Source organism: Streptomyces sp. AM25 (assembly GCF_058146165.1).
In genome coordinates this window covers 147,649-174,593 of record NZ_JBKIWN010000007.1, presented here as the reverse complement: position 1 = coordinate 174,593, position 26,945 = coordinate 147,649, and the positions used below count along the sequence as shown (strand labels likewise).

The following is a 26,945-nucleotide window of genomic DNA, read 5'->3' as shown; positions in this document are numbered from 1 at the left end:
CGTCCGCGTACTGGGCGTACTCGGGTGATGCGACAACGCGGCGAGGTGCCGTGCCTGGGGGCACCCCCAGCGGTAGCTGGGGGAGCGTCGCAGGGCCTGTGCTGACCCATCGGACACGCCCTAGGGCCAGCGGCCGGTCGCCAGGAAGGTGTTGATGGCCAGGGCGTACGGCGCGATGTCCAGGCCCTGTCGGTCGAGCCAGGCGTCGGAGTAGTACTTGTCGAGGTAGCGCTCGCCGGGGTCGCAGATGAGGGTGACGATGCTGCCGCGCTGCCCCTCGCCGGCCATCTCGGCCACGATCTTGAGGGCGCTCCACAGCCCGGTGCCCGTCGAGCCGCCCGCCTTGCGCCCGATGACCTGTTCCAGGGCGCGCACGGCCGCGACGCTCGCGGCGTCCGGGACCTTCATCATGCGGTCGATCGCGCCCGGCAGGAAGCTGGGCTCCATGCGGGGCCGCCCGATGCCCTCGATGCGCGAGCCGCGTTCGCTGCTCGCGCCCGGGTCGTGGTCGCGCCAGCCGTCGAAGAAGCAGGAGTTCTCGGGGTCGGCCACGCAGATGCGGGTGTCGTACTGCATGTAGCGCACGTACCGCCCGAGCGTCGCGGACGTGCCCCCGGTGCCGGCGGTGGCGACGACCCAGACCGGCTCCGGGAAACGCTCGTTGCGCAGCTGGCTGTAGACGGATTCGGCGATGTTGTTGTTGCCCCGCCAGTCGGTGGCCCGTTCGGCGTAGGTGAACTGGTCGATGTAGTGGCCGCCGGTCCGCTCGGCGAGGGCTGCGGCCTCGGTGTACATCGCACGGGGGTCGTCCACGAAGTGGCAGCTCCCGCCGCGGAATTCGATGAGCCGGCACTTCTCGCGGCTGGTCGTCCGCGGCATGACGGCAACGAAGGGCACGCCGATCAGCTGGGCGAAGTACGCCTCGGAGACGGCGGTGGAGCCGCTGGAGGCCTCGATGACGGGCGACTCGGGGCGGATCCAGCCGTTGCACAGCCCGTAGAGGAACAGCGAACGGGCGAGGCGGTGCTTCAGGCTTCCGGTGGGATGGGTGGATTCGTCCTTGAGGTAGAGGTCGACGCCCCACTCCTCGGGGAGCGGGAAGCGCAACAGGTGCGTGTCGGCCGAGCGGTTGGCGTCGGCCTGCACCTTGCGGACGGCGTCCTTGAGCCAGGCGCGGTACGCCGGGTCGCTGCGGTCCACGTCGACGGTGGGCAGCGGGCCCCCGGACTGCTGTGTGCTGTTCACGGCCGGCTCCTCACGACGGCCCCCGGGACCCAACATAAAGGGGTACTGGTGCCCTGGCCTCCGCACGGGCAGACTGCGCACGGAGGACCTTCCGGCGGGAGAGGCGGTGTGCCGTGGCGGAACCGGAGTTCACTGCGACGGGGGTAGGGATCGAGCGCGCCCGCAGGTCGCTCACCCGGGCCGGCCAGGTGAAGATCCACGACGGCAGGCTGGAGCTGCTCACCAGCTACGGCCGGGAGATCGACAGTGCACCGGTGGTCTCGGTCCAGGCGAGCAAGCCGTGGTTCGCCGCCCGGGACCGGGCCCGGGCCCGGGCGACCGTCAACGGCACCCGGTACGTGCTGACGCTGGGCCGGCGCGAGGTCGATCCCGGCGATGCGGCGGACGCCGCGGTCGACCGTTTCCTGGCGGCGGTGAGGGCGGCGCACGAGGGCACCTGACGGGCGCACGAGTTGCGCACTCGGCCATGAGCACCGACGCTTGTTGCGTACCGGTATCACCGAGAGTCCTGCGCATATCGACAGCCCGTATCGACAGCGCACATCTGCATCAGGCTAGCCCTACTTCTTCAGGGAGTCGCAGCCGTGATCAGCCGAGTGAACAAGCACTGCACCGTTGAACTCCAGGCTCTCCCCCCGCGGATCCGCCAGGTGCGCAGAATCGTATCTGCGCAACTTCGCTACTGGCATCTCGATCCGCTCATCGATTCCGCGGCGCTCGGGGTCACCGAGCTGCTGACCAACGTCCACCTGCACGCGCAGCCGGACAAGCGCTGCACGGTCGACATGGACCTGGTGCCGGAGCGGCTCACGGTCTCCGTGCGCGACCACGATCCGCGGCTGCCGTGCATCAAGGTCGCGGACACGGACGGATTGACGACGCACGGCCGCGGACTGGCCCTGGTGGCGGCGATGAGCGAGAGCTGGGGCGTACGGGAGCGCCAGGACGGCGGGAAGGTCGTGTGGTTCACGCTGGCGGTGCCGACTGCCGCTCTCTGCCCGGTGGATGCTGCCCCGCCGCTGGAGACGGCTGCGGCCCTGGGCTGAGGCCGTGCGCCCTGTGAGGGGCGCGGGACTGTCTCCATTTACGGCTCCGCCGCGTGGGCGCGAGCAACCCCAACGCACCCGCACCCGGGGGGCTACCCCAGCACCCCCAACGGATCGTCCAGCACCGGCTGCCACGCCGCCTCGGCCGCCCCGATCAGACTGCCGTGATCGAGCGTGCACGCGAGAATCGGCACGCTCCCGCTCCGCCCCCACAGGCTGCGGTCGGCCACGACGGCCCGCAGCCGCTCGGGGTCGGCCTCCAGCAGCTCGCGATGCAGGCCGCCCAGCAGCACCCGGTCCGGGTTGAGGATGTTGACCAGGCCCGCGAGCCCGAGCCCGAGCCGGTCGATGAGCAGTGCGGCCGCGGCCCGCACGGCCGGGTCCGCGTACTCGGTGCGGATGAGGTCCCGGGACTGCTGCAGCAGCGACACCGCGGGACCCGGCTCCCGGCCCGCCGCGGTGACGAAGGCCAGCGGGTCGGCCTCGACGTCGAGGCAGCCGCGGCTGCCGCAGTGACACGGCAGGCCCGCGGGGCTGACGGTGAGGTGGCCGACCTCCAGGGCGAGGCCCGAACTGCCGCTGTGCAGACGGCCGTCGAGCACGAGCGCACCGCCCACGCCGCGGTGCCCCGTGGCCACGCACAGCAGGTGCCGGGCGCCCCGGCCCGCGCCGTGCCGGTACTCGGCGAGGGCGGCGAGGTTGACGTCGTTGCCCGCGACCCCGGCGAACGGGACGCCGCCGGGCCCGGTGACCCCGGACTTGGCGAGGGCCTCGGTGAACAGCTCGCGCACGGGCGCGCCCGCGGGCCAGGAGAGGTGCAGCGGGTTGAGGGCCGTGCCCTCCGGCTCGGCGACGGCCGAGGGCACGGCGAGCCCCGCGCCCAGGCAGCGGCGCCCGGTCTCGCGCAGCAGCCCGGCGCCGGCGGCCACGACGGCGTCGATGATGTGGGAGGGGTCGGCGGGGACCGTCATGCAGCCCGGTGCCGTGGCGACCGTCCGGCCGCCGAGCCCGACGAGCGAGGCACGGAAGCCGTCCGCGTGGATCTGCGCGGCGAGGACGACGGGGCCGTTCGGCGCGACGGACAGGCGGTGCGACGGGCGGCCCTGGGAGCCCGCGGCCGCCGCCGGGCGGGCGTCGACCTGGATCAGGCCGAGCGCCTCCAGCTCGGCCGCCACGGCCCCGGCCGTCGCCCGGGTCACACCGAGTTCGGCGGTGAGGACGGCGCGCGTGGGGGCGCGACCGGTGTGCACGAGCTCCAGGGCGGGGCCGAGGGCGCCGCGGCCCCGCTCCAAACGTGTTGTCCGAGTCTGGGTCACACCCCTATTCTGACTTTGTGCCGACGCTGAACAAAATACGGACGGCCATTTTTCCTGGGGCTCACCGGGCCCCGGACGAATCGGCACTCCGTATCCTCCGCGCCCGACTGACCCTCTTCTTCGCCCTCGACGGCTTCCTCTTCGCCGGCTGGGTGGTCCGCATCCCCGCGATCAAGGAACGCACCGGGGCCTCCGCCGGAGCCCTCGGGCTGGCCCTGCTCGGCGTGTCGGCGGGCGCGGTCGCCACCATGATGATCACGGGACGGCTGTGCCGGCGCTACGGCAGCCACCGGGTGACGGTCGCCTCGGCGGTCCTGATGTCGCTGGGCATCGCCCTGCCGCCGCTGGCCGGTTCGGCGCTCGCCCTCGGCCTGGTGCTGCTGGTCTTCGGCGCCGCCTACGGCGGGCTCAACGTCGCCATGAACAGCGCGGCCGTCGACCTCGTCGCCGCTCTGCGCAGGCCCGTGATGCCGAGCTTCCACGCCGCGTTCAGCGTCGGCGGCATGCTCGGGGCGGGACTCGGCGGCCTGGTCGCCGGGCAGTTGCCGGCAACGGCGCACCTGCTGCTCCTGACCGCGCTCGGGCTGGCCGTCAGCGCCGCGGCGGGCCGTGGGCTGCTCGCGCACACACTGCCGGAGCGGGAACGGCCCGCGGCGGCCGCCGCCCGGGCCTCCCGCCCCGCCGGGCGGGTGGTCGCCGTCTTCGGGCTGATCGCCCTGTGCACCGCGTACGGGGAGGGCGCCCTCGCGGACTGGAGCGCCCTGCACCTGCAGCAGGACCTCGCCGCCCCCGCGGGCGTCGCGGCCGTGGGCTACTCGGTCTTCGCACTGGCCATGACCATCGGCCGGCTCGCGGGCAGCACGCTGCTCGCACGGCTCGGCCAGACGCGCGTACTGGTCGTCGGCGGGGCGACGGCGGCGGCGGGGATGCTGCTGGGCGCGCTGGCCCCCACGGTGTGGGCCGCGCTGGCCGGCTTCGCGGTGACGGGCCTGGGCCTGGCCAACGTCTTCCCGGTCGCGGTGGGCCGCGCCGGGGAGCTGGCGGGCCCGAGCGGTGTGGCCGCGGCCTCGACGTTCGGCTACGGCGGCATGCTGCTGGGCCCGCCGGCGATCGGCTTCCTGGCGGAGGCGTACACCCTGCCGGTCGCGTTGACGACGGTCGCGGCGCTGGCCGCGACGGCGGCGGTGATGGCGTACGCGGCCCGGCGGGTGGTCCAGTAGACGGGACCGGGAGAATGCACCCCATGCACACCGACTGGCGCTGCACCGGCCTCCGTTGGTCCCCGGCCGAGGGCCCCGCCCTCACCTGGCACCACCCGGCCCACGGCGACCGCCGCTCCCCCCTCCCGCCGGACCGGCCCCTCGCCTTCACCACCGGCCCCGCCCGCCACTGCACGGGCGTGCGCCGCGCGGGCCGCCACACGCCGTGCCCCACGGAGGCGCTCGTCCCGCCGGGCGCCGTCTCCGCGCAGTGCCCCGAGTGCGCGCGCCTGGACCGTTCGCACTCCGTCGCCGCCGACACGGCCGCCGACGACCCCCGCCCGTACGACGTCTACCTCGCCTGGTTCGCCCCGGGCCTGATCAAGGTCGGCATCACGGCGGCCGAACGCGAGGGAGCCCGGCTCCTCGAACAGGCCGCGCTCTCCTACGCGTTGCTCGGCCGCGGCCCGCTGATGGCCGCCCGCCGCGCGGAGTCGGTCCTCGGCGGGGCCCTCGCCGTCCCGGACCGCTTCCCGTACGCGGCCAAGCGCGTCGCCCGCCACCCCGTGCCGCCGCAGACCGCACGTGCGGCCGAACTGGCGGACCTGCACACCCGCGCGTGCCGCCTGCCCGGTCTCCCGGAGTCCCTCGCGGTACGGGAGTTCACCCCGGTGCACCACGACACCACGTTCCACCTGGACCGGCTGCGCCGGGACCCGGGCGTCGTGGCGCTCGCGCCCGGCCGCACGGTGGCGGGGCGAGTGGCCGCGGTGGCCGGCCCGGACGTCTATCTGGACACCGCGGACGGACGGTTCCTGCTGCTGGACGCCCGCCAGTTGGCAGGCTGGACCCTCACCGCGGCGGCGCCGGGGGCGCCGACAACGGTGGACGTCAGGTCCCCGTCCTCCGGGACGACGGACGGTCCCGAAGCCCTGTTCTGAGCGGCTGCCGGGGGCGCCGTGACGACTGATGCCGTTCGTCAGATCCGCTTCCGGCAGAGGTGCAACGCCGCCCAGACGCCTCCGGCTCCGGGCCACGGTTGATCCCTTCCGGACCGGCGTCACCGTCCGGTGTCCCGTCCGGGACGTCGCACGCCATCGCTCAGACAGGCCGAATCCGCGGGGCCCAGCCGCAGGGAAGAGCCGTCCTCGAACGTGAGCACAACCGCCATGGTCCCCGAACGCCAGTCCTGGCGGACGCCCTTCACTTCCCGTTCCGCGCCCTCTGCGACGATCACGTCCCCGGGGCTTCACTCGTTGCGACCACACCCGTGTCATTGCCGCTCCTGTCCATCCGGGGACGCAGACGCCCGGTTCGCTGCGGCGCCAGGCCCACCGGCCTGACACTGATCGTCCTTGACGCCTGCTTGTGTCCGCTCCTCGACGGTCGCCAGCCGCAACATCTCTGGCCGTGCATCCCATTCACAGCCACCGCCGGGCGGGCGCAGCTGGATGTACGGCCCTTCATGTCCCATGAGCCGACCGACCTTGCCCCGTCCCTTGTCCACCACCCAAGAACCCACTCGGTACGTCATCGACGCCGGCCGACCGGCCATCCCGTTCCCCCTCATCACGACCGTGCCGCGCAAGCCACGTGGCAAGGCCAGCGCTGTTGCTCCAGTGGACGACCACGACCGGAGCACAGGTGACCCCCTGAGGTGACGCCAGGATGGAGTCGGACGTGCCGTGGCAGTACTGTCGCCCTGAGCCGGGGAGGAGGGATGGGATGAAGCAGTCGGCACCCCGTGAGCACGTCGCCGCTGGGCTACTTGACGACGAACAGTTCAGGCAAGCGTGTGCCACCCGGGATATGGGCACGGCATTCCGCTTGCTCAATCACCGCGGCTTCAGCACCCGTCTCATCGCCGAACTCGCAGGGATCACGCAAGGCCGGCTCTACGACTACATGAACGGAAGGAGGCGGGTGGAGAAGCTGGCGATCTTCGAGCAGATCGCCGACGGATTTCGCGTCCCCGGGCACATGCTCGGGCTGTCAACCCGGCCATGGGAGCCGCAAGTCCGCACGGTCAGAGGCACAACGCCACCGCGGCCGGCCGACGATGACGACTTCGCAGCCATGACCACCTTCCGTGACGCGGACAGGGCAACCGGCGGAGGGCGTCTGTACGCAGCCGTCGTACGCCACATGAGCAACACGATTGCCCGTCGCCTGGTCGACGCCGACAGCAAACCCCAAGTCTTCGCGGCGGCAGGGGCTTTCGCGGAAATGGCCGGCTGGATGGCTCACGGCTCGGGCTGTGACGAACTCGCCGACAGACACTTCGCCCGCGCGCTGACTCTGGCACAGGCGTCCGGAGACTCATTGCTATCCGCCAATATCGCAGCCAGCAGTAGTCACCTGGCCCTCCAGACAGGCGATCCGGCCGGCGCCGCGCACTGGGCGAACGCAGGCATCGACACTGTCGACCGAGGCCCCGCTGTTCCTTCGCTCACCGCAAGGCTTCACGTCATGAAGGCGAGAGCTGCTGCCGCAGCCGCCCAACCAGTCACTGCCTCACGTGCTTTGGATCGGGCACACCAGGAACTGGACAAGCAGCCGACCACTGCACACCCTTGGGCGAGCCCTTTTGTCACGGCGTCTCTGGCAAGTGAAGCCGCCCTTGCCATGCGGGACATAGGGAAGTACGACGACGCCTTGGAACATGCAGAACAGGCAATCCAGTTGTGTGAGAAAGGGCGCGCGCGTTCCCTCGCGTTGAACCGTATCACTTTGGTGACCATCCATGCCTACCGAGCTGACATGGACGCTGTCGTACAGTTCGGTCGAGACCTGCTGACCACCGATCCATCGCTGTGCTCGGTACGAGTCGCCAACCACGTGGCGGACCTGAGGCGTCGGCTGGTGGAACACCGATCCCACCTGCCCGTGAGGGACTTTCTGGCGCGTCTGGACGACTTCACACGCACACGGTCACTGCTACTCGCCGATCTCATGCCGCCTCACGGCGAAGGCACTCCGGCATGAAACCGACGCCGTCAGACCCTGCTGCATGGAAGGCGTACCTGGCAGAGGGAAATGCCAAACAGGCCCGCAAGCGCGTCGCCACCGATGTGCTGCTGCATGATGCAGCTGGATATCTCCATGGGGAGACGAGCGAGGCGACGGCGAGAACAGGGGCGTAAGCGACCCCGGGCCGACGCTCGAAGAGCGCCAACAGGCGGCGCCCGACGCCCATTTCCACGCCGAGCCCGGCCTTGATGGCGAACGCGTAGTTCAGTGATCAGGTGCGCCAGGCTCTCTCGCGTCTCGACGAGGAGTGACATCTAAAGGCAATACAGCTTATGCCTTGTCCGGCTCAGGCCAGTGCCAGAAGCAACGTGAACGGTGCCGCAATCAGTACGGTCGTGGAGAGCCACTGTCCCGGCCGGTCACCGCGCCGTAGGGGCCCCAGCACGTTCACCCCGAGGATCAGCATCACCATGAGGAGCCCTGACACGGTCAGCAGGAACATCATGGGACCTGCGTGATCGAGGGTGTGGAAGTTGCAGTTGGTGATCCCGCCCCGCGCCGCCTCTTCGGTGCTGTGACAATCCATCGGCAGATACTCGGTCACCAGCCACCATGCGCAGGAGAGCGGAACCAGCGCCGGTATACCGAGGGCGAGATTCACTGTGCCGGGTACCCAGAGGCCGACCTTCGTCCGCTCACCACCACCGGCGTTCACGCCAGTTCCGGACACTGCCGTAGCTCGCTGCTTTTTCCTCATATTCCGGGAACAACGCGCAAGAACCTTCTGGAGTTCCGATGAACGCAGGCGAACCCCTACCAGGCTTGACCGGACGCTGACGCCGGCAGCCTCGGCGTCAAGGCCATCCGGGACCGCTGTCGTAGATCATTCATTGCTGTGCCCCGGAGGTTCGCCGGGTCTCGCCTGCGAGATGATCGCTTCATGAGCGAGATCATCTTGATGTCGGATCCGAAGGTCGCTGCGATTCCCGTTGCGGAGTGTGGTGAACGTCTTGTAGATGTCCGCCGCGATCGCCGGTTGCTGGTCGATCTACGCAAGCAGGACCCGGCAGATGTCTTCGCGTACTTGCGGGAAGGTGTGCTGGAACGGCTGCTGAAGGCCCAGGCACTGCTCCCGCAGGGCTTGCGGCTGCTGTTCGTCGAGGGGTATCGGCCTCCCTCGCTTCAGCGTGCGTACTTCGAGGAGTACGCCGACCAGTTGACAGCCATCCACCCCAACTGGTCGGCTGAGCAGGTCAACTCGGCGGCGAGCCGCTACGTATCGCCGCCCGACATCGCTCCGCACAGTGCCGGTGCGGCGGTCGACCTCACCCTGGCCGACGGGGAGGGGCGCGAGCTGGACCTGGGGACCCGGATGAATGCGGACCCCGAGGAGAGCGAGGGCGCCTGCTACACCCACGCCGTCAACATCAGCACGGAAGCCCGCGCCAACCGGAAGCTGCTGGGCTCCGTGCTCACCGCTGCGGGCCTGGTGAACTACCCCACCGAGTGGTGGCACTGGTCGTTCGGCGACCGTTACTGGGCTCTGACCACCGGGGAGGCCGCAGTGCTCTACGGCTCGAAGGAGATCACCTCGTCGGTCTGACCGACCTGGACTTGCCGGACAACCGCGCCCCATCAGGGGTGCGGGGTAGCTGCATCAGGCGGATCAGCCGCATGGGCGCGACCAGCCCCAACGAGCCGACGGCCGAACGAAAACCGCACCCCCGACCGGGCCGGGGCCCAGCGGCCCCGATCCGCCTCCGACAACACCCGCCGCGCCAACGGATGCGTCCGCACGATGCGGATGCGGTGACCAGCGGCAAAGCGGTGGGCGGTGGAACTCGTCGGCACGGTGACCTGCGAGGGCTCCTGCCCGGCCGCCCTCAGCCGGCCCGCTCCGTCACAGACATCGAAGGAGCGGCCTTGCGCGTCGACGTCGCACGGGCGGGTGAAGATGTCGGCATGACCTCAGCAGCCGCCCTCGGCGAAGAGCCCCTCGGCCGTGGAGACGATGAACGCCTGGTCGAACCACCGATCCAGGACGTCCAGGTCGGAGCAGTCGGTGAGGCGTTCCCGCACCGCATCCGGCACGGAGATCCCCCTCTTCTCCAGCACGCGCAGCACCAACCGTGCACGCTCCTCGGCCTTGCCCTCCGCGAGCCCTTCGGCGATGCCCTCGGCGACTCCGTCGGCCTTGCCCTCCAAGTACTTCTCCTCGACGAGCGTGCCACGCCCGGGGAAGAAAGAGCCCACACCCATCAGGTCCCTCCAGATTGCTCTTGCCTGGTCGTCCGCCAGGCCGACTTCCAACAGTTCCGAGTAGTACGTGTAGGACACAGGGTCGGCTGTGCGCAGGGCACAGGCCAGCGCCTCCAGTATTGCCGCAGCATTCCGGCCACGGCTATGTGTCATGGCGGCGAACGCCGCCCAAGTGAGGTCCTCGGCAGCCTCCCCCGGGTCGGTGATCACCGGGACGTTCCCCGGCCCCACCACCAGCGGATGAACCGACAGAGCAGCCCAGTAGCCCGGGCCGAGCCGGAACGGCCCGGCCGCCCAGTCGGCGGTCGCCTTGTCGTGGCACACCACCAGCAGGAGAGCCGGGCGCTCGTACTTCGCCGTCAAATAGGCCAAGTAATACGCCCAGCTCGCCTCCTTGTCCGGATCCCGACGCCCCTGCGCCTCGATGGCGAGCACGAAGCCCTCGCCCTCCGACGGATCGATGCGCAGCACGCTGTCCACCCGCCGCTCCAACGGACGGATCTCCGTCGTATCCGCGGTCAGCACCTCGACCGTCGCTTTCTCGGGAGGTGGCAGGCCCAGGATCCTGAACACGGGCGCGAGCAGCTTCGGACGGTCCTGAAAGATCCGGTGTGAGGCTTCATGGTGCGAAGTAACCATGGGCCGACGTTATGAAGAGGCACACGGGCCCCGCCCGACAAACGATTGCCAACCACACGTTCGAGTGGCGATGTGCCGATCCGCCCACGGAACGCCCACGAGAGCCACGCCCGCCGATCCCGGGCGGGTCGACCACTCGCCCGTCGTCAGCGGAACGACGCACGCTCCGGCACCGACGGGCCTCGGCACCCCGCCTCAGGCGGCTCGGCCGCATGGGCGCGGCCAAGCCGCAACGAACCGGCGGCCGAACGAAACCGCGCCACCAACCGGGCCGGAGGCCTAACGGCCCCGGTCCATCCCCGACAACACCCGCCGCGCCAGCGGATGCGTCCGCACGATCTCGGCCAGCGACGTCGTCCCCCGCACGATGTGCGCGAACGCCCGCCACGCGGGCGGGAATCCGGTGAGCGCGGCATGGAAGACCCCGGGCCGGCGCTCGAAGAATGCCAGCAGGCGGCGTCCGACGCCCATTTCCACGCCGAGCCCGGCCTTGATGGCGAAGGCGTAGTTGAGCGCCTGCCGGCGCGCGTCGACGGCGTCCTGTGCCTCGGCGATCCGTACGGCCCACTCGCCCGCCAGGCGGCCGGAGCGCAGGGCGAAGGAGATGCCCTCGCGGGTCCACGGCTCCAGCAGGCCGGCCGCGTCGCCGCAGACGATGACGCGGCCGCGGGAGAGCGGGGAGTCCTCGGAGCGGCAGCGGGTCAGGTGGCCGGAGGAGATGCTCGGTTCGAAGCCCGCGAGGCCCAGGCGGCCGATGAAGTCGTCCAGGTAGCGCTTGGTGGCGGTGCCCTCGCCGCGGGCCGAGATCACGCCGACGGTGAGGGTGTCGCCCTTGGGGAACACCCAGCCGTAACTGCCGGGAATCGGGCCCCAGTCGATCAGCACCCGGCCGGCCCAGTCCTCGGCGACGGAGGCCGGCACCGGGATCTCCGCCTCCAGGCCGAGGTCGACCTGGGCGAGTTTCACGCCGACGTGCGCCCCTATCCGGCCCGCGCTGCCGTCCGCGCCGACCACGGCACGGGCGAGCAGGGTGCGGCCGTCGCCGAGGACGAGGGCCGCCGTGCGGCGGTCGGGCACGGACGGGCCGTGCTGCTCGACGCGGGTGACGGTCACCCCGGTGCGCACCTCGGCGCCCGCGGCCCGGGCCGCGTCCACCAGGCCGGCGTCGAACTCCGGCCGGTTGATGAGCCCGAAGAGCATCCGCCGGGAGCGGCGGGTGCGGACCATCCTGCCGTTGTGCGAGAAGGTCACGGCGTGGATGCGGTCCCGCAGCGGCAGCCGGAAGCCGGGCGGCAGGGCGTCCCGCGAGGGGCCGATGATGCCACCGCCGCAGGTCTTGTAGCGCGGCAGCTCGGACTTCTCCAGCAGCAGCACCCGGCGGCCCGCAGCGGCCGCGGCATGCGCGGCCGAGGCCCCGGCGGGGCCTCCGCCCACCACCACGACGTCCCACACCGGCTCCGTACCGGGCGTACCGGGCACGTCCCGGCCCTCTTCCCGGGCTGTGCTGTCGCTGCTCACCGCGTTCTGCTCCCCATCGACCACCGGCTACGACTACCGTCCGCATCCTACGGCCCACCGGCCCGGACACCCGCCGCGGGAACGTCCGGAGCGGTCGTGCGAGGATCGAGGACACAGACAGTCAGTCACGATCGCCCGTAACCACGGATACGACACCGCGCCCACAAGGAGCGTCCATGGACACGTCCTCGACCCACCAGCCGGCCCCGGCCGCACTCGCGACGACCGTCGCCTCGCTGCAGCCGCGCGCCAAGGCCGAGCTGGCCGAGCTGGTCGCCTTCAAGTCGGTCGCGGACGAGGCCCAGTTCCCCAAGAGCGAGTGCGAGGCGGCCGCGGCCTGGGTGGCCGGCGCCCTGCGCACCGAGGGCTTCGAGGACGTCGCCCTGCTGGACACCCCCGACGGCACCCAGTCCGTCTACGGCATCCTGCCCGGCCCGGCCGGCGCTCCCACAGTGCTGCTCTACGCGCACTACGACGTGCAGCCGCCGCTGGACGAGGCCGCCTGGATCTCCCCGCCCTTCGAGCTGACCGAGCGCGACGGCCGCTGGTACGGGCGCGGCGCCGCCGACTGCAAGGGCGGCTTCATCATGCACCTGACCGCGCTGCGGGCGCTCAAGGAGCACGGCGGCATCCCGGTCAACGTCAAGATGATCGTCGAGGGCTCCGAGGAGCAGGGCACCGGCGGCCTGGAGCGGTACGCCGAGGCGCACCCCGAGCTGCTGACCGCCGACACCATCGTCATCGGCGACGCCGGCAACTTCCGGCTCGGCCTGCCGACCGTGACGGCGACGTTGCGCGGCATGACGCTCCTGCGGGTCCAGGTGGACACGCTGGAGGGCAACCTGCACTCCGGCATGTTCGGCGGCGCCGCGCCGGACGCGCTGGCCGCCCTGATCCGCATCCTCGACTCGCTGCGCGCGCAGGACGGTTCGACGACCGTCAACGGCCTGGAGGCGGAGGGTGTCTGGGAGGGCCTGCAGTACCCGGAGGAGGACTTCCGCAAGGACGCGAAGGTCCTGGACGGCGTCTCCCTGATCGGCTCCGGCACGGTGGCCGACCGTCTGTGGGCCCGTCCCGCGGTCACGGTGCTCGGCATCGACTGCCCGCCGGTCGTCGGCGCCACCCCGTCCGTCCACGCGGGCGCCCGCGCCCTGATCAGCCTGCGCGTGCCCCCGGGCATGGACGCGGCCGAGGCGACGAAGCTGCTCGCCGCCCACCTGGAGTCGGCGGCCCCGTGGGACGCCCGCGTCACGGTGGACCAGGTCGGCCAGGGCCAGCCCTTCCAGGCCGACACGCAGAGCCCCGCGTACGCCTCGATGGCCGAGGCGATGCAGGTGGCGTACCCCGGCGAGGAGATGCAGACCGCCGGCATGGGCGGCTCCATCCCCCTGTGCAACACGCTGGCCTCGCTCTACCCGCAGACGGAGATCCTCCTGATCGGCCTGAGCGAGCCGGAGGCCCAGATCCACGCGGTGAACGAGAGCGTGTCGCCGGAGGAGCTGGAGCGGCTGTCGCTGACGGAGGCGCTGTTCCTGGTCAACTACGCGCGCAGCAAGGCCTGATCCACGTCCGGTGCCCGGTGCGGGCGGCGCTTCCGCCCCGCACCGGGCATCCGGGTTTCCGGCCTCCCGCTTGCGGTCACCCCGCAGTCGTCCAACGACGCCCGGTGAACGGCCTTGACCAGGCGTCGGCTGTGGGCCCAGACCGCCGCTCTCGCCCGCACCGGGGACCGCCCCCTGCGCTGCGCCAGGACGGCGCCCAGCACCAGCCGCCGGGCGCCGAACACATCGGCGTACGCGGCCCACAGCACGTTGCCGCCCGCCGGGGTACTGGTGCCGGTCTTCAACCCGACGACTCCGTACTGGCCGAGGAGTCGGTTGGTGGTGCGGCCCTCGCCCCGGCCCGCGGGGAGGGAGACGGACGGGGTGCCGACGACGGCCCGGAACACGTCGTCCTGCATGACCGTGCGGGCCAGGGCGAGCAGGTCGACGGCCGTGCTGGTGTTCCCGATGTCCATACCGCAGGAGCCGGTGAAGGTCGTCCGGGTCATGCCGAGGGCAGCGGCAGCATCGTTCATCCGGCGCACGAAGGCCGCCTCGGAACCGGCGGTCCAGCGGGCGAGGAGCCTGGCGATGTTGTTGCCCGACGGGATCAGCATGAACTCGAGCAGCTGCCGGAGGGGGAGCTGCTGCCCCTCCACGACGGGCACGACCGACTCGATCGGCGAGCCCGACTCCCGGGCGGCGATCCGGTCGACACGGACCATGGGCCCGGTGTCCCGAGGGCTCAGCGGATGCTCCTGCAGAACCACGTAGGCGGTCATCACCTTGGTGAGGCTCGCGATCGGCACCGGTGTCTGCTCGCCGACCGTGCCGAGGCTTCCGACCCCGGCTATCTCCACGCTCGCCTGGCCCTCATGGGGCCAGGGCAGCACGGCTGTCGCCCCGATGCGGTGCACGCCGGCGAGAGCGGCGTCGCCGAGCCGGCAGGCTGCGACCCAGGCCCGTCCGGGGAGTTCGGCGGTTCGGCGGAGGAGGGGGCGGACGGGCACGGCACGCCCGGAGCCGGGCCTGCGGTGAGGGCCCCACGGGCTCATCGGCGCCCCGGCTTCGCCGTTGCGGAACGGGCCGGCATGGCGACGGCCACCATCGTCGCGCCGAGGCACAGCCCGATCGCGCCGAGCACACCGGCGGGCTGCCACGATTCGCCCGCCTTCGGGTCCGCGGCGAAGGCGCCGACGATCAACAGCACGGACGCGATGACGGCGACTGCGCCGACGGCCCGGAGCGCGCGGAACACACCGGTCTGCGCGCGGGAGGCAATGGCACGCAAGCGCGCCCGAACAGGGGCTGTGGTGTCGGAGGTGTTCACGGTGTGCTCCTCGATCTGTGTGGACCGCTTCGGCGGCAGGACCGCCCTCCGCGCTCTTCGCGCTACCTCTTGGGGCGCCGAAGGGTGCACATCGAAGAGTGCCCGGGGAACGCATCGGAATCCGGGCCGCCGTGTATCGGTATCCGCTCCGCTGTGCAGCGGTCCTGTAGGGAGCGGGCGGGCGGTTCGGCCCTCCGCCCGGCCCCTTCCAAGAGAAGCGAATACAAGAGACAGGGCAAGAGAAGCGAATGGACGCGGACGATCCGGCATACCGGCCCGCCCCCTTCGCCCTCACCCCACCGGAACTCCCGCCTCCAGGTTCAGCGCCCTCCCCCGCTCCCGCGCCCGCAGGGCCCACCGCAAGCGGCTCAGCCGCACCGGCGGCAGCATGGACATCGCCTCGTCCTCCGTCACGAACCGCCACCCCCGCAGCTCCGACCCCGGCAGCAGCAGCCGCCGTGCATCGGCCCCGGTGAGCCGTCCGCCGTCGAAGAGGAAGCGCAGGCCCCCGTACCCCGGCGGCGCCGGCGGCTCCCAGTCGACGACCAACAGCCGGGGCACGGCGGCGAGTTCGATCCCGATCTCCTCCGCCACCTCCCGCATTCCGGCCCGCGCGGGCGGCTCCCCCGGCTCCACGACCCCGCCCGGGAACTCCCAGCCCGGCTTGTACGTGGGGTCCACCAGCAGCACCCGGTCGTCCTCGTCGAACAGCAGCACCCCCGCGGCCAGCGTCTCGGCCGTCGGCTCCGGCGTCTGCACGATCTCGCACGGCCCGGCGGCCCCGCTGCGCACCGCCTCCGCGACGCACTCGGCCGTCTCGCGCGGCGTGAGCCGGCTGTTGTCGACGGCGAAGGCGTCGTCCTTCAGCCAGGACCCCAACGCCTCGCGGTAGGGGACGAGATGCTCCCGCGCCCACTGCCGGACGGCCTCGCTCCGCACGGGGTCGTACGCGAACTCCGCCCGCCCCTCGATCCGCGAACGCAGGATCGTTTCCTCCGGTATCAGCAGCACATGCCGTACCCGGATCCGCCGGGAGGCCAGCCCCCCGAAGATCTCGTCCCGGTACTCCTGCCGCAGCAGCGTCATGGGGACGACGAGCACGCCGCCCAGCTCCGCGAGCAGCGCCGCCGCCGTGTCCACCACCATCCGGCGCCAGACCGGCAGGTCCTGGAAGTCGGCCACCTCGGCCATGCGCGGCGCCGGCAGCAGGTGGCGCAGCGCCCCGCCGGTCACTTCGGGGTCGTAGAGGGTGCTGCCGGGGATGAGTCCGGTCAGCTGCTGGGCCGTGCTGGTCTTCCCCGCACCGAACGCGCCGTTCAGCCAGACGATCACGGTTCCCCCTTTTCCGTAGCCCCCTGTGTACTGCCCGGTACACCTTGCCACGGAAAGGTGTACGAGCGGCATGGGTGCACGGTCAACACCATGCGCTCAGGGCGCGGCAGTTGCCCACAGCCCCAGCGCCTCCGCGGCTGCGGCCGCGGCCCCCACCAGACCGGCATCGCCGCCGAGCCGGGCGGGGACGACCTCGACGCCCGCCGTGAACGAGAGCGTGGCGTACTCGCGCAGCCGCTCCCGCAAGGGGACGAAGAGGACGTCCCCGGCACCGGCCACGCCGCCGCCTATCACGGCCACGTCGATCTCGACGAGCGTCGCCGTGGCCGCGATCCCCGCGGCGAGCGCCCGGGCCGCGCGGGCGAAGGAGGCGAGGGCGAGAGGGTCGCCGGCGCGGGCGGCCGCGGCGACACCGGCGGCGCTCGCGTCGCCGTCCGGCCCCGGCCGCCAGCCGGACTCCAGGGCGCGGCGGGCGATGTGGGGCCCGCTGGCGATCCGTTCGACACAGCCGCGGCCGCCGCAGGCGCAGGGCTCACCGTCCAAGTCGACACTGATATGCCCGATATGACCCGCATTGCCGGTGGGGCCGGGGTGCAGCCGGCCGCCGAGGACGAGTCCGCCGCCCACACCGGTGGAGACGACCATGCACAGCGCGTTGTCCCGCCCACGGGCCGCGCCCTGCCAGTGCTCGGCCGCGGTCATCGCGACCCCGTCGCCGACGAGCACCACGGGCAGTCCGCCGATGCACCGCGCCACCTCGTCGACCAACGGAAACCCGCGCCAGCCGGGCACGTTGACCGGGCTGACGGTTCCCATGGAGGCGTCCACGGGCCCCGCGCTGCCGATCCCCGCGGCCCGCACCCGGGGCCAGTCGGCCGAGCGGCGCAGCTCCCCCAGCACCTCGGCCACGGCGCCCATCACCGTGGCGCCGTCCGCGTGCGCGGGGGTCGGCCGCTGCGCCCGCAGGAGCAGCCGGCCCCGGCCGTCCACCAGCGCTCCGGCGATCTTGGTTCCGCCGATGTCGAGGGCGGCGACGAGGCCGGGCAGTGCGTCGTGCATGGGGGGCGCTCTCTCCTGGTCGAGGTACGGGGCAGTGTGAGGGGAGAGCCAGTCTCCCCCGCGCTTGACAACGTTGTCCAGGCTCTATGCTCTAGCACACGCCACCGCCCCGCCCCGGAGGACGAACCGTCCCGTGACCGACCGCGCCGCCACCCCCCGCACCCCGCAGCAGCCCCGCTACGGCACCCGTCCGACGATGAAGGACGTGGCCGCCCGCGCCGGCGTGGGCCTGAAGACCGTATCGCGCGTGGTCAACGGCGAGCCGGGCGTCACGGCGGACACCGAGCGGCGCGTCCGGGAGGCGATCGGCGCCCTCGGCTTCCGCCGCAACGACAGCGCCCGCATCCTGCGCAAGGGCCGCACCGCCTCCATCGGCCTGGTCCTGGAGGACCTGGCCGACCCCTTTTACGCCCCGCTCAACCGCGCCGTCGAGGAGGTCGCCCGCGACCACGGCGCCCTGCTCTTCAACGGCTCCAGCGCCGAGGACGCCGACCGCGAGCGCGAACTCGCCCTCGCCCTGTGCGCCCGCCGCGTCGACGGCCTCATCGTCATCCCGGCCGGCCACGACCACCGCTACCTGGAACCGGAGATGGCGGCGGGCGTCGCCACGGTCTTCGTCGACCGCCCGGCGGGCCGGATCGACGCCGACGCGGTGCTCTCCGACAACTTCGGCGGCGCCCGCGACGGCGTCGCCCACCTCGCCGCCCACGGCCACCGCCGCATCGGCTTCATCGGCGACCGCCCCACCGTCCACACCGCGACCGAGCGACTGCGCGGCTACCGCGCCGCGCTCGACGCCGCGGGCCTGCCGGCGGACGACTCCTGGATCTCCCTGGGCCCCACGACCCCCGAGCGCGTGACGGCCGAGGCGGAACGCATGCTCACGGGCCCGCACCCGGTGACGGCCCTCTTCACGGGCAACAACCGCGTGACGGCAACGGTCGTCCGCGTCCTCGCCCGCCACCCCCGCCCCGTCGCCCTGGTCGGCTTCGACGACCTCGAACTCGCCGACCTGCTCTCCCCCGCCGTGACGGTCGTCGCCCAGGACGCCGCACGCCTGGGCAGCACGGCGGCGGAACTCCTCTTCCGGCGCCTGGACGGGGCCGGCGAGGAGCCGCGCCAAGTGGTGCTGCCGACACGGCTGATCGCGCGGGGGTCGGGGGAACTCCGCGCCCCGTAGGGGCGCGGAGCTGTTTCATCATGCGGCTCCGCCGCGTGGGCGCGACCAGCCACGACGAGCCCGCAGTTGACGCACTACAGCCCCAGCGGAGCACCGAGCATCCAGACGAACCCCACCACGCCGCAGAGCAGCAGCCCCAGCGCCCCCAGGAACGCCCCGGTCGCGGCCCCGACTCCCCCGTGCTTCCCGCGGGCGTCCGCGACGGTCCCTCCCAGGAAGGCCCCCGTCAAGGGCATGCCGAAGACGATGGCGGAAACCGCTGCGAACCGGACGTGGTTGTCGTGGTTGCTCTTCCAGTCGAACGACGACGGGTGCCGGACCAAGTCGAGGGCCTGCGACCACACCCACAGGCTGGGCGCCAGGAAGAGCGCCGCCAGCACGAGGATGGAGAGAACGAGCGCGCCTCTGCCTTCTCCGGCGCGTACGAGATCGGTTCTTTCGGTCATGCCGCCCATCCTGGGCGGCGGAACCGGCGCTGCATATCCGCTCTCCTACTCAGATCACCGGGCCCGCCCGGCCAGCCGTTCGATGTCCTTCCAGGCCGGCACGGCGACCTCCGCCTCGTCGATCGCCCCGCAGTCGAGCCCGCGCAGCAGATGCCCGCTGAGCGCGCGGGCGGTGGCGGGCTCGTCGAGTACGCCGGCGTCCGTCGACTCGGCGACGTAGGCGGCGAGCCGGGCCGCGGTCCGCTCCAGGCCCTCGCGGTAGAAGGAGTAGACGGCCGCGTAGCGCGTGGGCAGGTGGGCGGGGTGCATGTCCCAGCCCTGGTAGTAGGCGCGGGCCAACGACCGCCGGACGAGCCGGTGATGGAGCCGCCAGGCCTCGTGGACGCGCTCGGTCGTCCCGACGGGCAGCACGTTCGTCGACCCGTCCGACAGCCGCACCCCGGTACCGGCGGCGGCCACCTGCATGACGGCCTTGGCATGGTCGGCCACCGGGTGGTCGAGGGACTGGTGGGCGGGGCTCACCCCGCACGCGGCGCTGTAGTCGAAGGTGCCGTAGTGGAGGGAGGTGACGCGCCCGCCGCCGGCCTCGATGAGCCGGGCGACGGTGGCGCGCCCGTCGGCGCCGAGCACGGCCTGGGTGGTCTCGATCTGTATCTCGAACCGTATCCGGCCTGCCGCGAGCCCGCGCGCCTTCTCGAACTCCTCCGCCAACTGCACCATGGCGGCCACCTGTTCGGGGTAGGTGACCTTGGGCAGGGTGAGGACGAGCCCGTCGGGCAGCCCGCCGGCGTCCATGAGTCCGGTGAGGAAGATGTCGAGGGTGCGGATGCCGCGGTCGCGGACGGGGGCCTCCAGGCACTTCATGCGGATCCCCATGTACGGGGCGGCCGTGCCGTTTTCGTACGCCTCGGCCACGAGGCGCGCGGCGCGGGCGGCGGCCGCGTCCTCTTCGGCGTCGGGGCGCGGCCCGTACCCGTCCTCGAAGTCGATCCGGAGGTCTTCCACGGGTTCGCGGCGCAACTTGGCGCGCACGCGCTCGTGGACCGGGACGGCGAGGCCGTCGGGCAGCCCCAGGACGGCACCGAACCCCCGTGCACCGGCGGCATGTTCATCGAGGGCGGCGAGCGCGCGGTCACCCCAGGAACGGACGGTGTCGGCCGCGAAGACATCGGCGGGGACGTAGACGGTGTGGACGGGCTGCCGGGTGCCGGGGTCGCCCGGATAGCGGCGGGCGAGCTCGGCGTCGACGTGGGCGAGGGAGGCGGCGATACGGGCGGGGAGGGCCGGGGTGAAGGTCGTCGCGATCGTGTGCTGCTGCTGTCCCATGCCGCTGCCCTCCAGGTTTCCGCTGCACGGAAATGACCATCCGTGCGGTGAAGTTAACGGTGGGGGCGGAGGGGGTCAACACCGCGGTGGCCGGTCCTCAGGACCCGGCGAGCCGAAAGTGCCAGATGATTTCCGCCGGTACGCCGGCAGCAGCCGCTTCCCCCGCCTCCGGCACCAGGTCCGCCAGGCCCCACGGCCAGAGCTCCCACGGCACCGGTCCGGGTCCGGCGGTGCGCACCCGTTGCGGTGCCGCCGGCATCGGCGGCTCCTCGCAACGCCGGACCTGCAGCCCCGCCGCGAGCGCGGCGCGCACGTAGTCCCCGGCCGAGTGGCAGTGGCTCGCCACACGCCCCCGCGTCCCGTCCGGCAGCCGCACCGGCGGGACCGCGCCGCGCGCCACGCGCTCGGGGTGCACGTCGGAGGTCACCAGGTGTCCGCCCGGGCGCAGCACCCTGGCGAACTCCGCGAACACCGGCCGCAGATCGGGGGCGTGCGTCAGCGCCAGGGAGCAGACGACCAGGTCCACGGCGTCGTCGGCCACCGGCAGCCGGCCCAGGTCGCCGAGGCGGAAGTCGCCGTCCGGCACCCGCGTGCGCGCCTGCGCGAGCATGTGCGATGAGCTGTCGACGCCGAGAACCCGGTGGCCGCGCGCGGCCAGCAGCTCCGCGATCCGGCCGGTGCCGCACGCCGCGTCCAGGGCGGTAGCGGTACCGCTACCGGTCGGCAGCGCGTCGACGATCTCCCCGATCACCGGCTCGTCGATGACGAAGGCCGTGTTGGGTCCGTCGTAGGTCTGCGACCAGACCCGGTAGCCGTCCACCGTGCTCACCCGGGCGACGTCCACGGCCGCGTCCGCCAACGACGCGTCGTCGAGCAGCGTGCGGATCTCGGCGATGCGCGCCTCGGCGAACTCACGGTCGCGCTCTCCGGTGAACGAGCGCAGCAGGGCGAGGCCTTCGAGACCGAGCAGGTAGGCGAGCGGGCTCTCGTATGTCACGGTGCGACGCTAACGAGGCCGTCCTCCTCGGTGCCACCGATTTTGTGACCGCATCTATGGCTGCCGAGCTCATCCTTCGTCGATGCACACGGCCAGACCGTCCAGGATCCGCTCCAGCCCGAACTCCCAGGCCTGGTCGCGCCCCCCGCCGGGTTCCGCCGCCGAGGCGAAGGCCGCGGCGAGGGCGGGGAACCCCTCGCCGCGTTCCTGCATCAACTGTGCGAGGACGGTCGCGAGTTCCTTCTCGGGCTCGGCACCCTCCGGTCCGGCTGCGCGGCTCTGGGCGGCGATGCCGCGTGCGTGGTTGACCAACAGGACCGCGGCGTCCATCCGTTGGGCTCCCCCGAGGCACGTACCGTCCAGTGCGGCCACGGCCCGTTCCATCCAGGACAGCTCCACGGGGCCCATGACGCGGGGCCCGACGGTGACGTCCAGCACCCAGGGGTGCAGCCGGAAGGCCGCGAACAGCCGCCGCGCCCAGTCGTCGAGCTGCGCCCGCCAGCCCCCCGCGACGGGGGCCGGGGCGGGCCCGAGCGAGGCGTCCACCATGAGGGCGACGAGCTCGGCCTTGCCGGGCACGTACCGGTAGAGCGCCATCTTGGTGACGCCCAGCAGGGCGGCGACCCGCTGCATGGACACGGCGTCCAGACCCTCGGCGTCGGCGACCTCGATCCCGGCCTGCGCGATGCGGCCGAGGTCGAGCGTGCGCCGGGGCCCGCGGGCGGGTCCGGGGTGGGGCCCCCACAACAGCCGCACCGTCTCGGCGTGCTCCTTGCCGCTCACGGACACGTCCCCTCTCTCCCTCTCCCGGGCTTGCCGGACCAACAGAACTGTGTCTAAGGTACACAGTAATAACTGAGTCCGGTGGACACAGTTTCCGAAAGGGAGGGAACCCCATGAGCAGCAGCACCCCCGAGAACCGGACCGTCCTCATCTCGGGCGCGAGCATCGCGGGCCCGGCGCTGGCCTACTGGCTCGGGTGCTACGGCTTCCGGCCTACGGTCGTGGAACTGGCCCCGGCCCTGCGCGGCGGCGGCCAGGCGGTCGACTTCCGCGGCGAGACCCACATGACGGTCCTGGAACGCATGGGCATCCTCCCGGAGCTGCGCCGGATACAGACCGGCGGCAGCCCGATGCGCTTCGTCGACGCCGACGGCCGCCAACTGCTCCACCTGCCCGGCGAGTTCGCGGGCGGCGAGCTGGAGGTGCTGCGGGGCGACCTGGCGCGGGTGCTGTACGAGCACAGCCTCCCGTACACCGAGTACGTCTTCGGCGACTCGGTCACCGCCCTCACGGAGACCGCGACGGGGGTCCGCGCCGACTTCCGGCACGCCGCCTCGCGCGAGTTCGACCTGGTGATCGGCGCGGACGGGCTGCACTCGAACGTCCGCCGCATCGCCTTCGGCCCCGAGCAGTCGTACGTGAGCCGCCTCGGCTACTACGCCGCCACCTGGCAGCTGCCCAACCACCTGGGCCTGACGGAGGGTTCGATCGGCCACAACACGCCGGGCCGGCTCGCCTCCGTGGGCGTCGACCACCACGCCCCGGACCGGGCGGGGGCCTTCTTCGTCTTCGCCGCCCCCGAGCTGGAGTACGACCGCCACGACCCGGAACAGCAGAAGTGCCTCGTGGCCGACGCGTTCACGGGCATGGGGTGGGAGGTGCCGCGCCTGCTGGACTCCCTGCGCGCGGCGCCGGAACTGTACTTCGACTCGATCAGCCGGGCGGACGTCCCCACGTGGTCCAAGGGCCGGATCGCCCTCGCCGGCGACGCGGCCTGCGGCGCGACCATCGGCGGCATGGGCACGGGCACGGCCATGGTCGCCGCCTACGTCCTGGCCACCGAACTCGCCCGCTCCGGCGGCGACCACCGCACGGCCTTCCGCCGCTACGAGTCGACCCTGCGCACCTACGCCCAGGGCTGCCAGAAGGGCGGCGACCGCACGGGCAAGTTCCTGGCCCCGGGCACCAGGACGGGACTGCGGTTGCGGAACGGGCTGCTGTCGCGACGGTTCCTGCTCGACTTGATGCTGAAGGTGGGGCAGGAGGTGAGCAGTGGGGTGGAGTTGCCGGATGCGCCTGTCGGGACTTGCCTGGTCGACTGACGGCGCCCTGCGGGCGGGCGCCTTGTGCCAGTGAAGGGTGCCGCGAGGCCACCGGGCTGCGGCGCACGCCAAAGGGGCGGCCTCGCGGCCGGACGCCAATGGGATCTGGTGCGCATCGACTTCACTCTGGCGACCGCCGTCATCACCCAGCTCAAGGCCCGGGACCGGCACATCGGCCCGTACGTGATGGGCGGCGCGGAGCGCTTGATGTGGTGGCTGCTGCCTCTGGGCACTGGACGCAGCCTCGCCGGAACGCCTGGGCTCGCCATCTACCCTGCCGGCGCCGAGCTGTTCGTCCCGCCGCCCGGTAGGTATCACGGGGAGCGTGTGTGGGTCTTGCCTCAAGGTGAGGACGAACCGACGCCCGCCCTCACTTCTCCCGACGATCTCCGTGAGGCAGTCATGGCCGCCGCACGGCACCTGAATCCGTGACCCACCAACCGGAAGACCTGCCTCCGACGGCACAAACCCCGATTCCCGGATCGCAGGAATGAGGGTTTCCGCCACCGGAGTACAGCGCTCCGCTTACCGAAGGTGCACGGCCTTACAGCCTCACAAACAGCGCCCCGCCTCCCCCGCAAGTTCCATCGCCGTCGGCCGGTCGGCCGGGGCTGCCAAAAGGACCGCGCTCAATAGATCCTGCAGGGCCGCGTGCGGCAGTGGTCCGGCAAGGTGAAAGCGCCGGTTCGCCAGTACAACGCGACGCTGCTCCGCGGTGTGGTGCCGCGGCAGCCCGGACGCCCGGTAGTCGATCGGCCATCGGCCTGCCAGGCAGGCCCACAGGGTTCCCGCCAACGCGAAGACGTCGGTGCTGCACGTACTCGCTGCCGGCCGACCCTGGACGATCGCTCGGGCCGTCTCCGGAGCCGTCAAGTGGCTGATGCCTCCCCGGTAGGCGGGCCGGTCCGGGGCGTGGGCCACGCGCCGTGACCAGCCGAAGTCGATCAGGCGGGTTCCGTCGCGGGTGTGGATGACGTGAGCGGGCTGGATGTCGCCGTGGATCCAGCCCAACTCGTGCAGCCGCGCCGTCTCCTGGCACAGTGCCACGGCCTCGGCCGGCAGGGTCTTCTGCTGTCGCGCTCGCAAGGGGGCCAACGGGCGCCAGCACGGCGCGCCGTCGTACCAGGGGATGACGCACCAGGCGTCCCCGGCAACAGCCCCGTACCCGGGGAGTTCGGTCAGGGCCGCCGCCTCCCTCATGACGGCGTCCGCTCCCGGGCCGTAGCCGTACTTGACCGCGCACGCCCCGGCCGGCCCCTCGGCCTTCCACACGGCGCAGCCTCGGCGGTGGCTGATCCGCCGCAGGCCTCCCGGCCCGGAGACACCGGCCGCGGCCAAAGCGGGTGCGGGGCACTCGGGGAAGCCGCCGCACTCGGTGCGGCACTCATCGCACGGCCCGGGGCCGGACGTTCCGCATCCGGTCGCCGCGGGCCCGTCCCCGAAACCGCATGCGCGCCCGTCCACGGTCCCCGCCGGCCTCGTACGCGTCTGCGCGCCTCGTCTCCGCATGCCGGGGCCTTGCCCGGGATTCGCCGGCACCACACGCGTGGTTCCGGGCACCGTCTACAGCGGCGCCAGCACCATCAGCACCTCGTCCCGCACATCCCCCTCCCCGAACCTCAACGCCCCCGGCCACCGGCCGACTTCCCGCCACCCCAGACGCTCGTAGAAACCCTCCAGCCCCTCGTCTCCCCTGGCCGCGAGGTGCAACTGCTCAAGGCCCAGCGCATCGCGGGCGATTCGCCGCGCCTCGGCCACCAGCGCCGAGCCGATGCCCCACCCCCGGAAGGCCGGATGGGTCTGCAGGTGGTTGATCGTCGCCCAGTGCCCGACCAGCCTGCCCGGGTCGCGGTTCAGCACCACCCACCCGGCAAGCGCACCCGCCACCCGCGCCACCACCAGCCGGGTCCGCTCCGGGTCCAAGCGGCCTATGAGTTCGTCCACCGCCGGCGCCACATCGGCCACACCGACCGGCGGGAACGGGAATCCGGCGGCACCGCCGGCATTCGTGACGGCCACCCAGCAGTCGATCAACTCGCCCCGGAGTTCCGGGGCGACGGTGCAGGCGGCAGTGATGTCGGCGAAGTCGACGTGGTTCCCGGACGGCATGGCGCGAGCCTCCCACAGGGGTACGACAACGCCGCCTTTACCATTTCCCGCCGTCCCCGTACCCCGAAAAGATCGGAAATCGACAACGCCTGGACCGACTCCGGCCAACAGCCGCGCCCCGCCTACCGCATGGTGATCACCGATGCCATGCTCACGCCATGAATCGACCCGAACACGGTACGGAGCCGCTCCACCCCACCGACGCCGCCGCCCTGCCGGGCGCCGTGGCCGATCCGGTGGCGCGGATGATGCAGCTCACCAGCGGGGCCTGGATCGCCCAGGCGCTCAGCGCGGCGGCGACGCTCGGGGTCGCCGACGAAATGGCCGCCGGGCCGCGGCCGGTGAGCGAGATCGCCAAGGCGGTCGGCGCGGACGAGACCAACCTCTACCGGCTGCTGCGCGCGCTCGCGGACGCGCAGGTCTTCGAGGAGATACCGGACCGCCGCTTCGGCCTCACACCCGTCGGCGAGCTGCTGCGCGAGGACATCCACGGCTCCATGCGCGGCTGGGCGCACAAGTTCGCCCGGCCCTACCACCGCGCCGCCTGGGGGCAGTTGCTGGAGGTGCTGCGCACCGGACGGTCCGGCTTCGACCTCGCCTTCGGCAAGAGCGGGTTCGAGTACCTCGGCGAGCACCCCGACGACGCCGAGTCGCTCGACGTCGAGATGACCTCCATCGCGACCCGGCTCACCGCCCCGATCGTGCAGCGCTACGACTTCGGCCGCTTCGGCACGGTCGTCGACTGCGGCGGCGGGCGCGGCGCCCTGCTCGCGGCCATCCTGTCGGCGAACCCCCGGGTGCATGGGGTGCTCTACGACCTGCCGCACGTCGTCGAACGTGCCGGGCAGCCCCTGGTGGAGGCCGGCGTCCTCGACCGCTGCGAGCTGGTCGGCGGCAGCTTCCTCGACTCCGTGCCGGCCGGTGGCGACGCCTACCTCTTCTCCCAGGTCATTCACAACTGGGACGACGAGGACGTGGTCCGCATGCTGTCCAACTGCCGTGCGCAGCTGCGGTCGGAGGACGGCCGGGTGCTGCTGGCCGAGTACCTGATCCCCGACGACCCGCGGCAGCCGTCGCTGTCCAAGCTCATCGACCTCGAGATGATGGTCATCTGCGAGCCCGGAGCGCAGCACCGCACGCGGGAGGACTTCCGCCGGCTCTTCGAGCGGGCCGGCCTGCGGCTGGTCGGGGTGACGGACGGGCCCGGTTCGCTGGGCCTGGTCGAGGGGGCGCTCGCCTGACACGAACAGCCGGAGGCCGCAATACGCGCGGCCCCCGCCCCGGCACAACTGCCGGAGCGGGGGCCGCGGAAGCCGGAGCGGCAGGCG

Annotated in this window: 26 protein-coding genes and 1 pseudogene; 12 read left to right on the top strand and 15 right to left on the bottom strand. The window is 72.3% G+C overall.

Annotated elements, in window-relative coordinates; translation table 11 throughout:
• Positions 1 to 120: 120 nt before the first annotated feature.
• Entirely contained in the window at positions 121 to 1,281 is a 1,161-nt protein-coding gene (locus ACLHRZ_RS11150; RefSeq protein ID WP_490418171.1) for a PLP-dependent cysteine synthase family protein, read from the bottom strand.
• A gap of 77 nt (positions 1,282 to 1,358) precedes the next feature.
• Here ACLHRZ_RS11150 and ACLHRZ_RS11145 point away from each other — a divergent pair, with 77 nt between their 5' ends.
• Both ACLHRZ_RS11145 and ACLHRZ_RS11140 read left to right on the top strand, forming a co-directional pair.
• Positions 1,359 to 1,685: a hypothetical protein gene (locus tag ACLHRZ_RS11145; protein ID WP_490418170.1), complete on the top strand. Its 327-nt coding sequence runs from the start codon at positions 1,359 to 1,361 to the stop codon at positions 1,683 to 1,685.
• A 144-nt stretch (positions 1,686 to 1,829) separates the two neighbouring features.
• Positions 1,830 to 2,291 carry an ATP-binding protein gene (locus ACLHRZ_RS11140; protein ID WP_490418169.1) on the top strand — a complete coding sequence of 154 codons (462 nt, stop codon included), beginning with the start codon at positions 1,830 to 1,832 and terminating at the stop codon, positions 2,289 to 2,291.
• A 92-nt stretch (positions 2,292 to 2,383) separates the two neighbouring features.
• Here ACLHRZ_RS11140 and ACLHRZ_RS11135 read toward each other — a convergent pair whose 3' ends face one another.
• Positions 2,384 to 3,607 carry an ROK family protein gene (locus tag ACLHRZ_RS11135; protein WP_490418168.1) on the bottom strand — a complete coding sequence of 408 codons (1,224 nt, stop codon included), beginning with the start codon at positions 3,605 to 3,607 and terminating at the stop codon, positions 2,384 to 2,386.
• A gap of 17 nt (positions 3,608 to 3,624) precedes the next feature.
• On the opposite strand from ACLHRZ_RS11135, the gene ACLHRZ_RS11130 reads away from it, so the two are divergent.
• From ACLHRZ_RS11130 to ACLHRZ_RS11115, 4 genes and pseudogenes are all read left to right on the top strand, one after another.
• On the top strand, positions 3,625 to 4,827 hold the full coding sequence (locus tag ACLHRZ_RS11130; protein WP_490418167.1) for an MFS transporter: 1,203 nt from the start codon (positions 3,625 to 3,627) through the stop codon (positions 4,825 to 4,827).
• A 23-nt stretch (positions 4,828 to 4,850) separates the two neighbouring features.
• Entirely contained in the window at positions 4,851 to 5,747 is an 897-nt protein-coding gene (locus ACLHRZ_RS11125; RefSeq protein WP_490418166.1) for a DUF2797 domain-containing protein, read from the top strand.
• A gap of 784 nt (positions 5,748 to 6,531) precedes the next feature.
• Positions 6,532 to 7,791: a helix-turn-helix domain-containing protein gene (locus ACLHRZ_RS11120; protein WP_490418165.1), complete on the top strand. Its 1,260-nt coding sequence runs from the start codon at positions 6,532 to 6,534 to the stop codon at positions 7,789 to 7,791.
• A pseudogene (locus tag ACLHRZ_RS11115) lies at positions 7,788 to 7,901 on the top strand (NUDIX domain-containing protein); the annotation flags it as partial. The gene ACLHRZ_RS11120 and the pseudogene ACLHRZ_RS11115, both read left to right, overlap by 4 nt.
• 221 nt (positions 7,902 to 8,122) lie before the next feature.
• Here the strand turns inward: ACLHRZ_RS11115 and ACLHRZ_RS11110 are convergent.
• A complete protein-coding gene (locus ACLHRZ_RS11110) occupies positions 8,123 to 8,491 on the bottom strand; it encodes a hypothetical protein (RefSeq protein ID WP_490418164.1) in 369 nt (122 codons plus the stop codon).
• A 225-nt stretch (positions 8,492 to 8,716) separates the two neighbouring features.
• On the opposite strand from ACLHRZ_RS11110, the gene ACLHRZ_RS11105 reads away from it, so the two are divergent.
• Entirely contained in the window at positions 8,717 to 9,379 is a 663-nt protein-coding gene (locus ACLHRZ_RS11105) for a M15 family metallopeptidase (protein WP_490418163.1), read from the top strand.
• 365 nt (positions 9,380 to 9,744) lie between these two features.
• On the opposite strand, the gene ACLHRZ_RS11100 is transcribed toward ACLHRZ_RS11105, so the two are convergent.
• Both ACLHRZ_RS11100 and ACLHRZ_RS11095 read right to left on the bottom strand, forming a co-directional pair.
• Positions 9,745 to 10,674, bottom strand: coding sequence for an RpnC/YadD family protein (locus ACLHRZ_RS11100; protein WP_490418162.1), 930 nt, complete (start codon positions 10,672 to 10,674; stop codon positions 9,745 to 9,747).
• 279 nt (positions 10,675 to 10,953) lie between these two features.
• The gene (locus tag ACLHRZ_RS11095) at positions 10,954 to 12,153 is read right to left on the bottom strand and encodes a geranylgeranyl reductase family protein (protein WP_490418274.1); all 1,200 of its coding nucleotides are present in this window, start codon (positions 12,151 to 12,153) and stop codon (positions 10,954 to 10,956) included.
• A 215-nt stretch (positions 12,154 to 12,368) separates the two neighbouring features.
• Here ACLHRZ_RS11095 and ACLHRZ_RS11090 point away from each other — a divergent pair, with 215 nt between their 5' ends.
• Complete coding sequence (locus ACLHRZ_RS11090; RefSeq protein ID WP_490418161.1) at positions 12,369 to 13,754, top strand: dipeptidase; 1,386 nt, start codon at positions 12,369 to 12,371, stop codon at positions 13,752 to 13,754.
• Here the strand turns inward: ACLHRZ_RS11090 and ACLHRZ_RS11085 are convergent.
• From ACLHRZ_RS11085 to ACLHRZ_RS11070, 4 genes are all read right to left on the bottom strand, one after another.
• On the bottom strand, positions 13,733 to 14,743 hold the full coding sequence (locus ACLHRZ_RS11085) for a D-alanyl-D-alanine carboxypeptidase family protein (protein WP_490418160.1): 1,011 nt from the start codon (positions 14,741 to 14,743) through the stop codon (positions 13,733 to 13,735). The genes ACLHRZ_RS11090 and ACLHRZ_RS11085 overlap by 22 nt on opposite strands.
• 41 nt (positions 14,744 to 14,784) lie before the next feature.
• Positions 14,785 to 15,063 (bottom strand): hypothetical protein, encoded by a 279-nt coding sequence (locus ACLHRZ_RS11080; RefSeq protein ID WP_490418159.1) that lies wholly within the window; start codon positions 15,061 to 15,063, stop codon positions 14,785 to 14,787.
• Between the two features lie 291 nt (positions 15,064 to 15,354).
• A complete protein-coding gene (locus tag ACLHRZ_RS11075; protein ID WP_490418158.1) occupies positions 15,355 to 16,395 on the bottom strand; it encodes an NUDIX hydrolase in 1,041 nt (346 codons plus the stop codon).
• A 96-nt stretch (positions 16,396 to 16,491) separates the two neighbouring features.
• Positions 16,492 to 17,454 carry an ROK family protein gene (locus ACLHRZ_RS11070; RefSeq protein ID WP_490418157.1) on the bottom strand — a complete coding sequence of 321 codons (963 nt, stop codon included), beginning with the start codon at positions 17,452 to 17,454 and terminating at the stop codon, positions 16,492 to 16,494.
• A gap of 196 nt (positions 17,455 to 17,650) precedes the next feature.
• Here ACLHRZ_RS11070 and ACLHRZ_RS11065 point away from each other — a divergent pair, with 196 nt between their 5' ends.
• Positions 17,651 to 18,634, top strand: a complete 984-nt coding sequence (locus tag ACLHRZ_RS11065) for a LacI family DNA-binding transcriptional regulator (RefSeq protein WP_490418273.1) — start codon at positions 17,651 to 17,653, stop codon at positions 18,632 to 18,634.
• Positions 18,635 to 18,708: 74 nt separating this feature from the next.
• On the opposite strand, the gene ACLHRZ_RS11060 is transcribed toward ACLHRZ_RS11065, so the two are convergent.
• From ACLHRZ_RS11060 to ACLHRZ_RS11045, 4 genes are all read right to left on the bottom strand, one after another.
• A complete protein-coding gene (locus ACLHRZ_RS11060; protein WP_490418156.1) occupies positions 18,709 to 19,080 on the bottom strand; it encodes a hypothetical protein in 372 nt (123 codons plus the stop codon).
• Between the two features lie 54 nt (positions 19,081 to 19,134).
• Complete coding sequence (locus tag ACLHRZ_RS11055; RefSeq protein WP_490418155.1) at positions 19,135 to 20,406, bottom strand: DUF6986 family protein; 1,272 nt, start codon at positions 20,404 to 20,406, stop codon at positions 19,135 to 19,137.
• A 97-nt stretch (positions 20,407 to 20,503) separates the two neighbouring features.
• Positions 20,504 to 21,403: a class I SAM-dependent methyltransferase gene (locus ACLHRZ_RS11050; protein ID WP_490418154.1), complete on the bottom strand. Its 900-nt coding sequence runs from the start codon at positions 21,401 to 21,403 to the stop codon at positions 20,504 to 20,506.
• A 69-nt stretch (positions 21,404 to 21,472) separates the two neighbouring features.
• Positions 21,473 to 22,186, bottom strand: coding sequence for a TetR/AcrR family transcriptional regulator (locus ACLHRZ_RS11045; RefSeq protein WP_490418153.1), 714 nt, complete (start codon positions 22,184 to 22,186; stop codon positions 21,473 to 21,475).
• 113 nt (positions 22,187 to 22,299) lie between these two features.
• On the opposite strand from ACLHRZ_RS11045, the gene ACLHRZ_RS11040 reads away from it, so the two are divergent.
• Together ACLHRZ_RS11040 and ACLHRZ_RS11035 are read left to right on the top strand one after the other, a co-directional pair.
• A complete protein-coding gene (locus ACLHRZ_RS11040) occupies positions 22,300 to 23,508 on the top strand; it encodes an FAD-dependent monooxygenase (RefSeq protein WP_490418152.1) in 1,209 nt (402 codons plus the stop codon).
• A 108-nt stretch (positions 23,509 to 23,616) separates the two neighbouring features.
• Entirely contained in the window at positions 23,617 to 23,940 is a 324-nt protein-coding gene (locus tag ACLHRZ_RS11035) for a hypothetical protein (RefSeq protein WP_490418151.1), read from the top strand.
• A 120-nt stretch (positions 23,941 to 24,060) separates the two neighbouring features.
• Here ACLHRZ_RS11035 and ACLHRZ_RS11030 read toward each other — a convergent pair whose 3' ends face one another.
• Together ACLHRZ_RS11030 and ACLHRZ_RS11025 are read right to left on the bottom strand one after the other, a co-directional pair.
• Positions 24,061 to 24,780, bottom strand: coding sequence for a protein kinase domain-containing protein (locus ACLHRZ_RS11030; RefSeq protein ID WP_490418150.1), 720 nt, complete (start codon positions 24,778 to 24,780; stop codon positions 24,061 to 24,063).
• 291 nt (positions 24,781 to 25,071) lie between these two features.
• Positions 25,072 to 25,617 carry a GNAT family N-acetyltransferase gene (locus tag ACLHRZ_RS11025; protein ID WP_490418149.1) on the bottom strand — a complete coding sequence of 182 codons (546 nt, stop codon included), beginning with the start codon at positions 25,615 to 25,617 and terminating at the stop codon, positions 25,072 to 25,074.
• Positions 25,618 to 25,775: 158 nt separating this feature from the next.
• Between ACLHRZ_RS11025 and ACLHRZ_RS11020 the strand changes: the two genes are divergently transcribed.
• The gene (locus ACLHRZ_RS11020; protein WP_490418148.1) at positions 25,776 to 26,858 is read left to right on the top strand and encodes a methyltransferase; all 1,083 of its coding nucleotides are present in this window, start codon (positions 25,776 to 25,778) and stop codon (positions 26,856 to 26,858) included.
• The last annotated feature ends 87 nt before the right edge of the window (positions 26,859 to 26,945 follow it).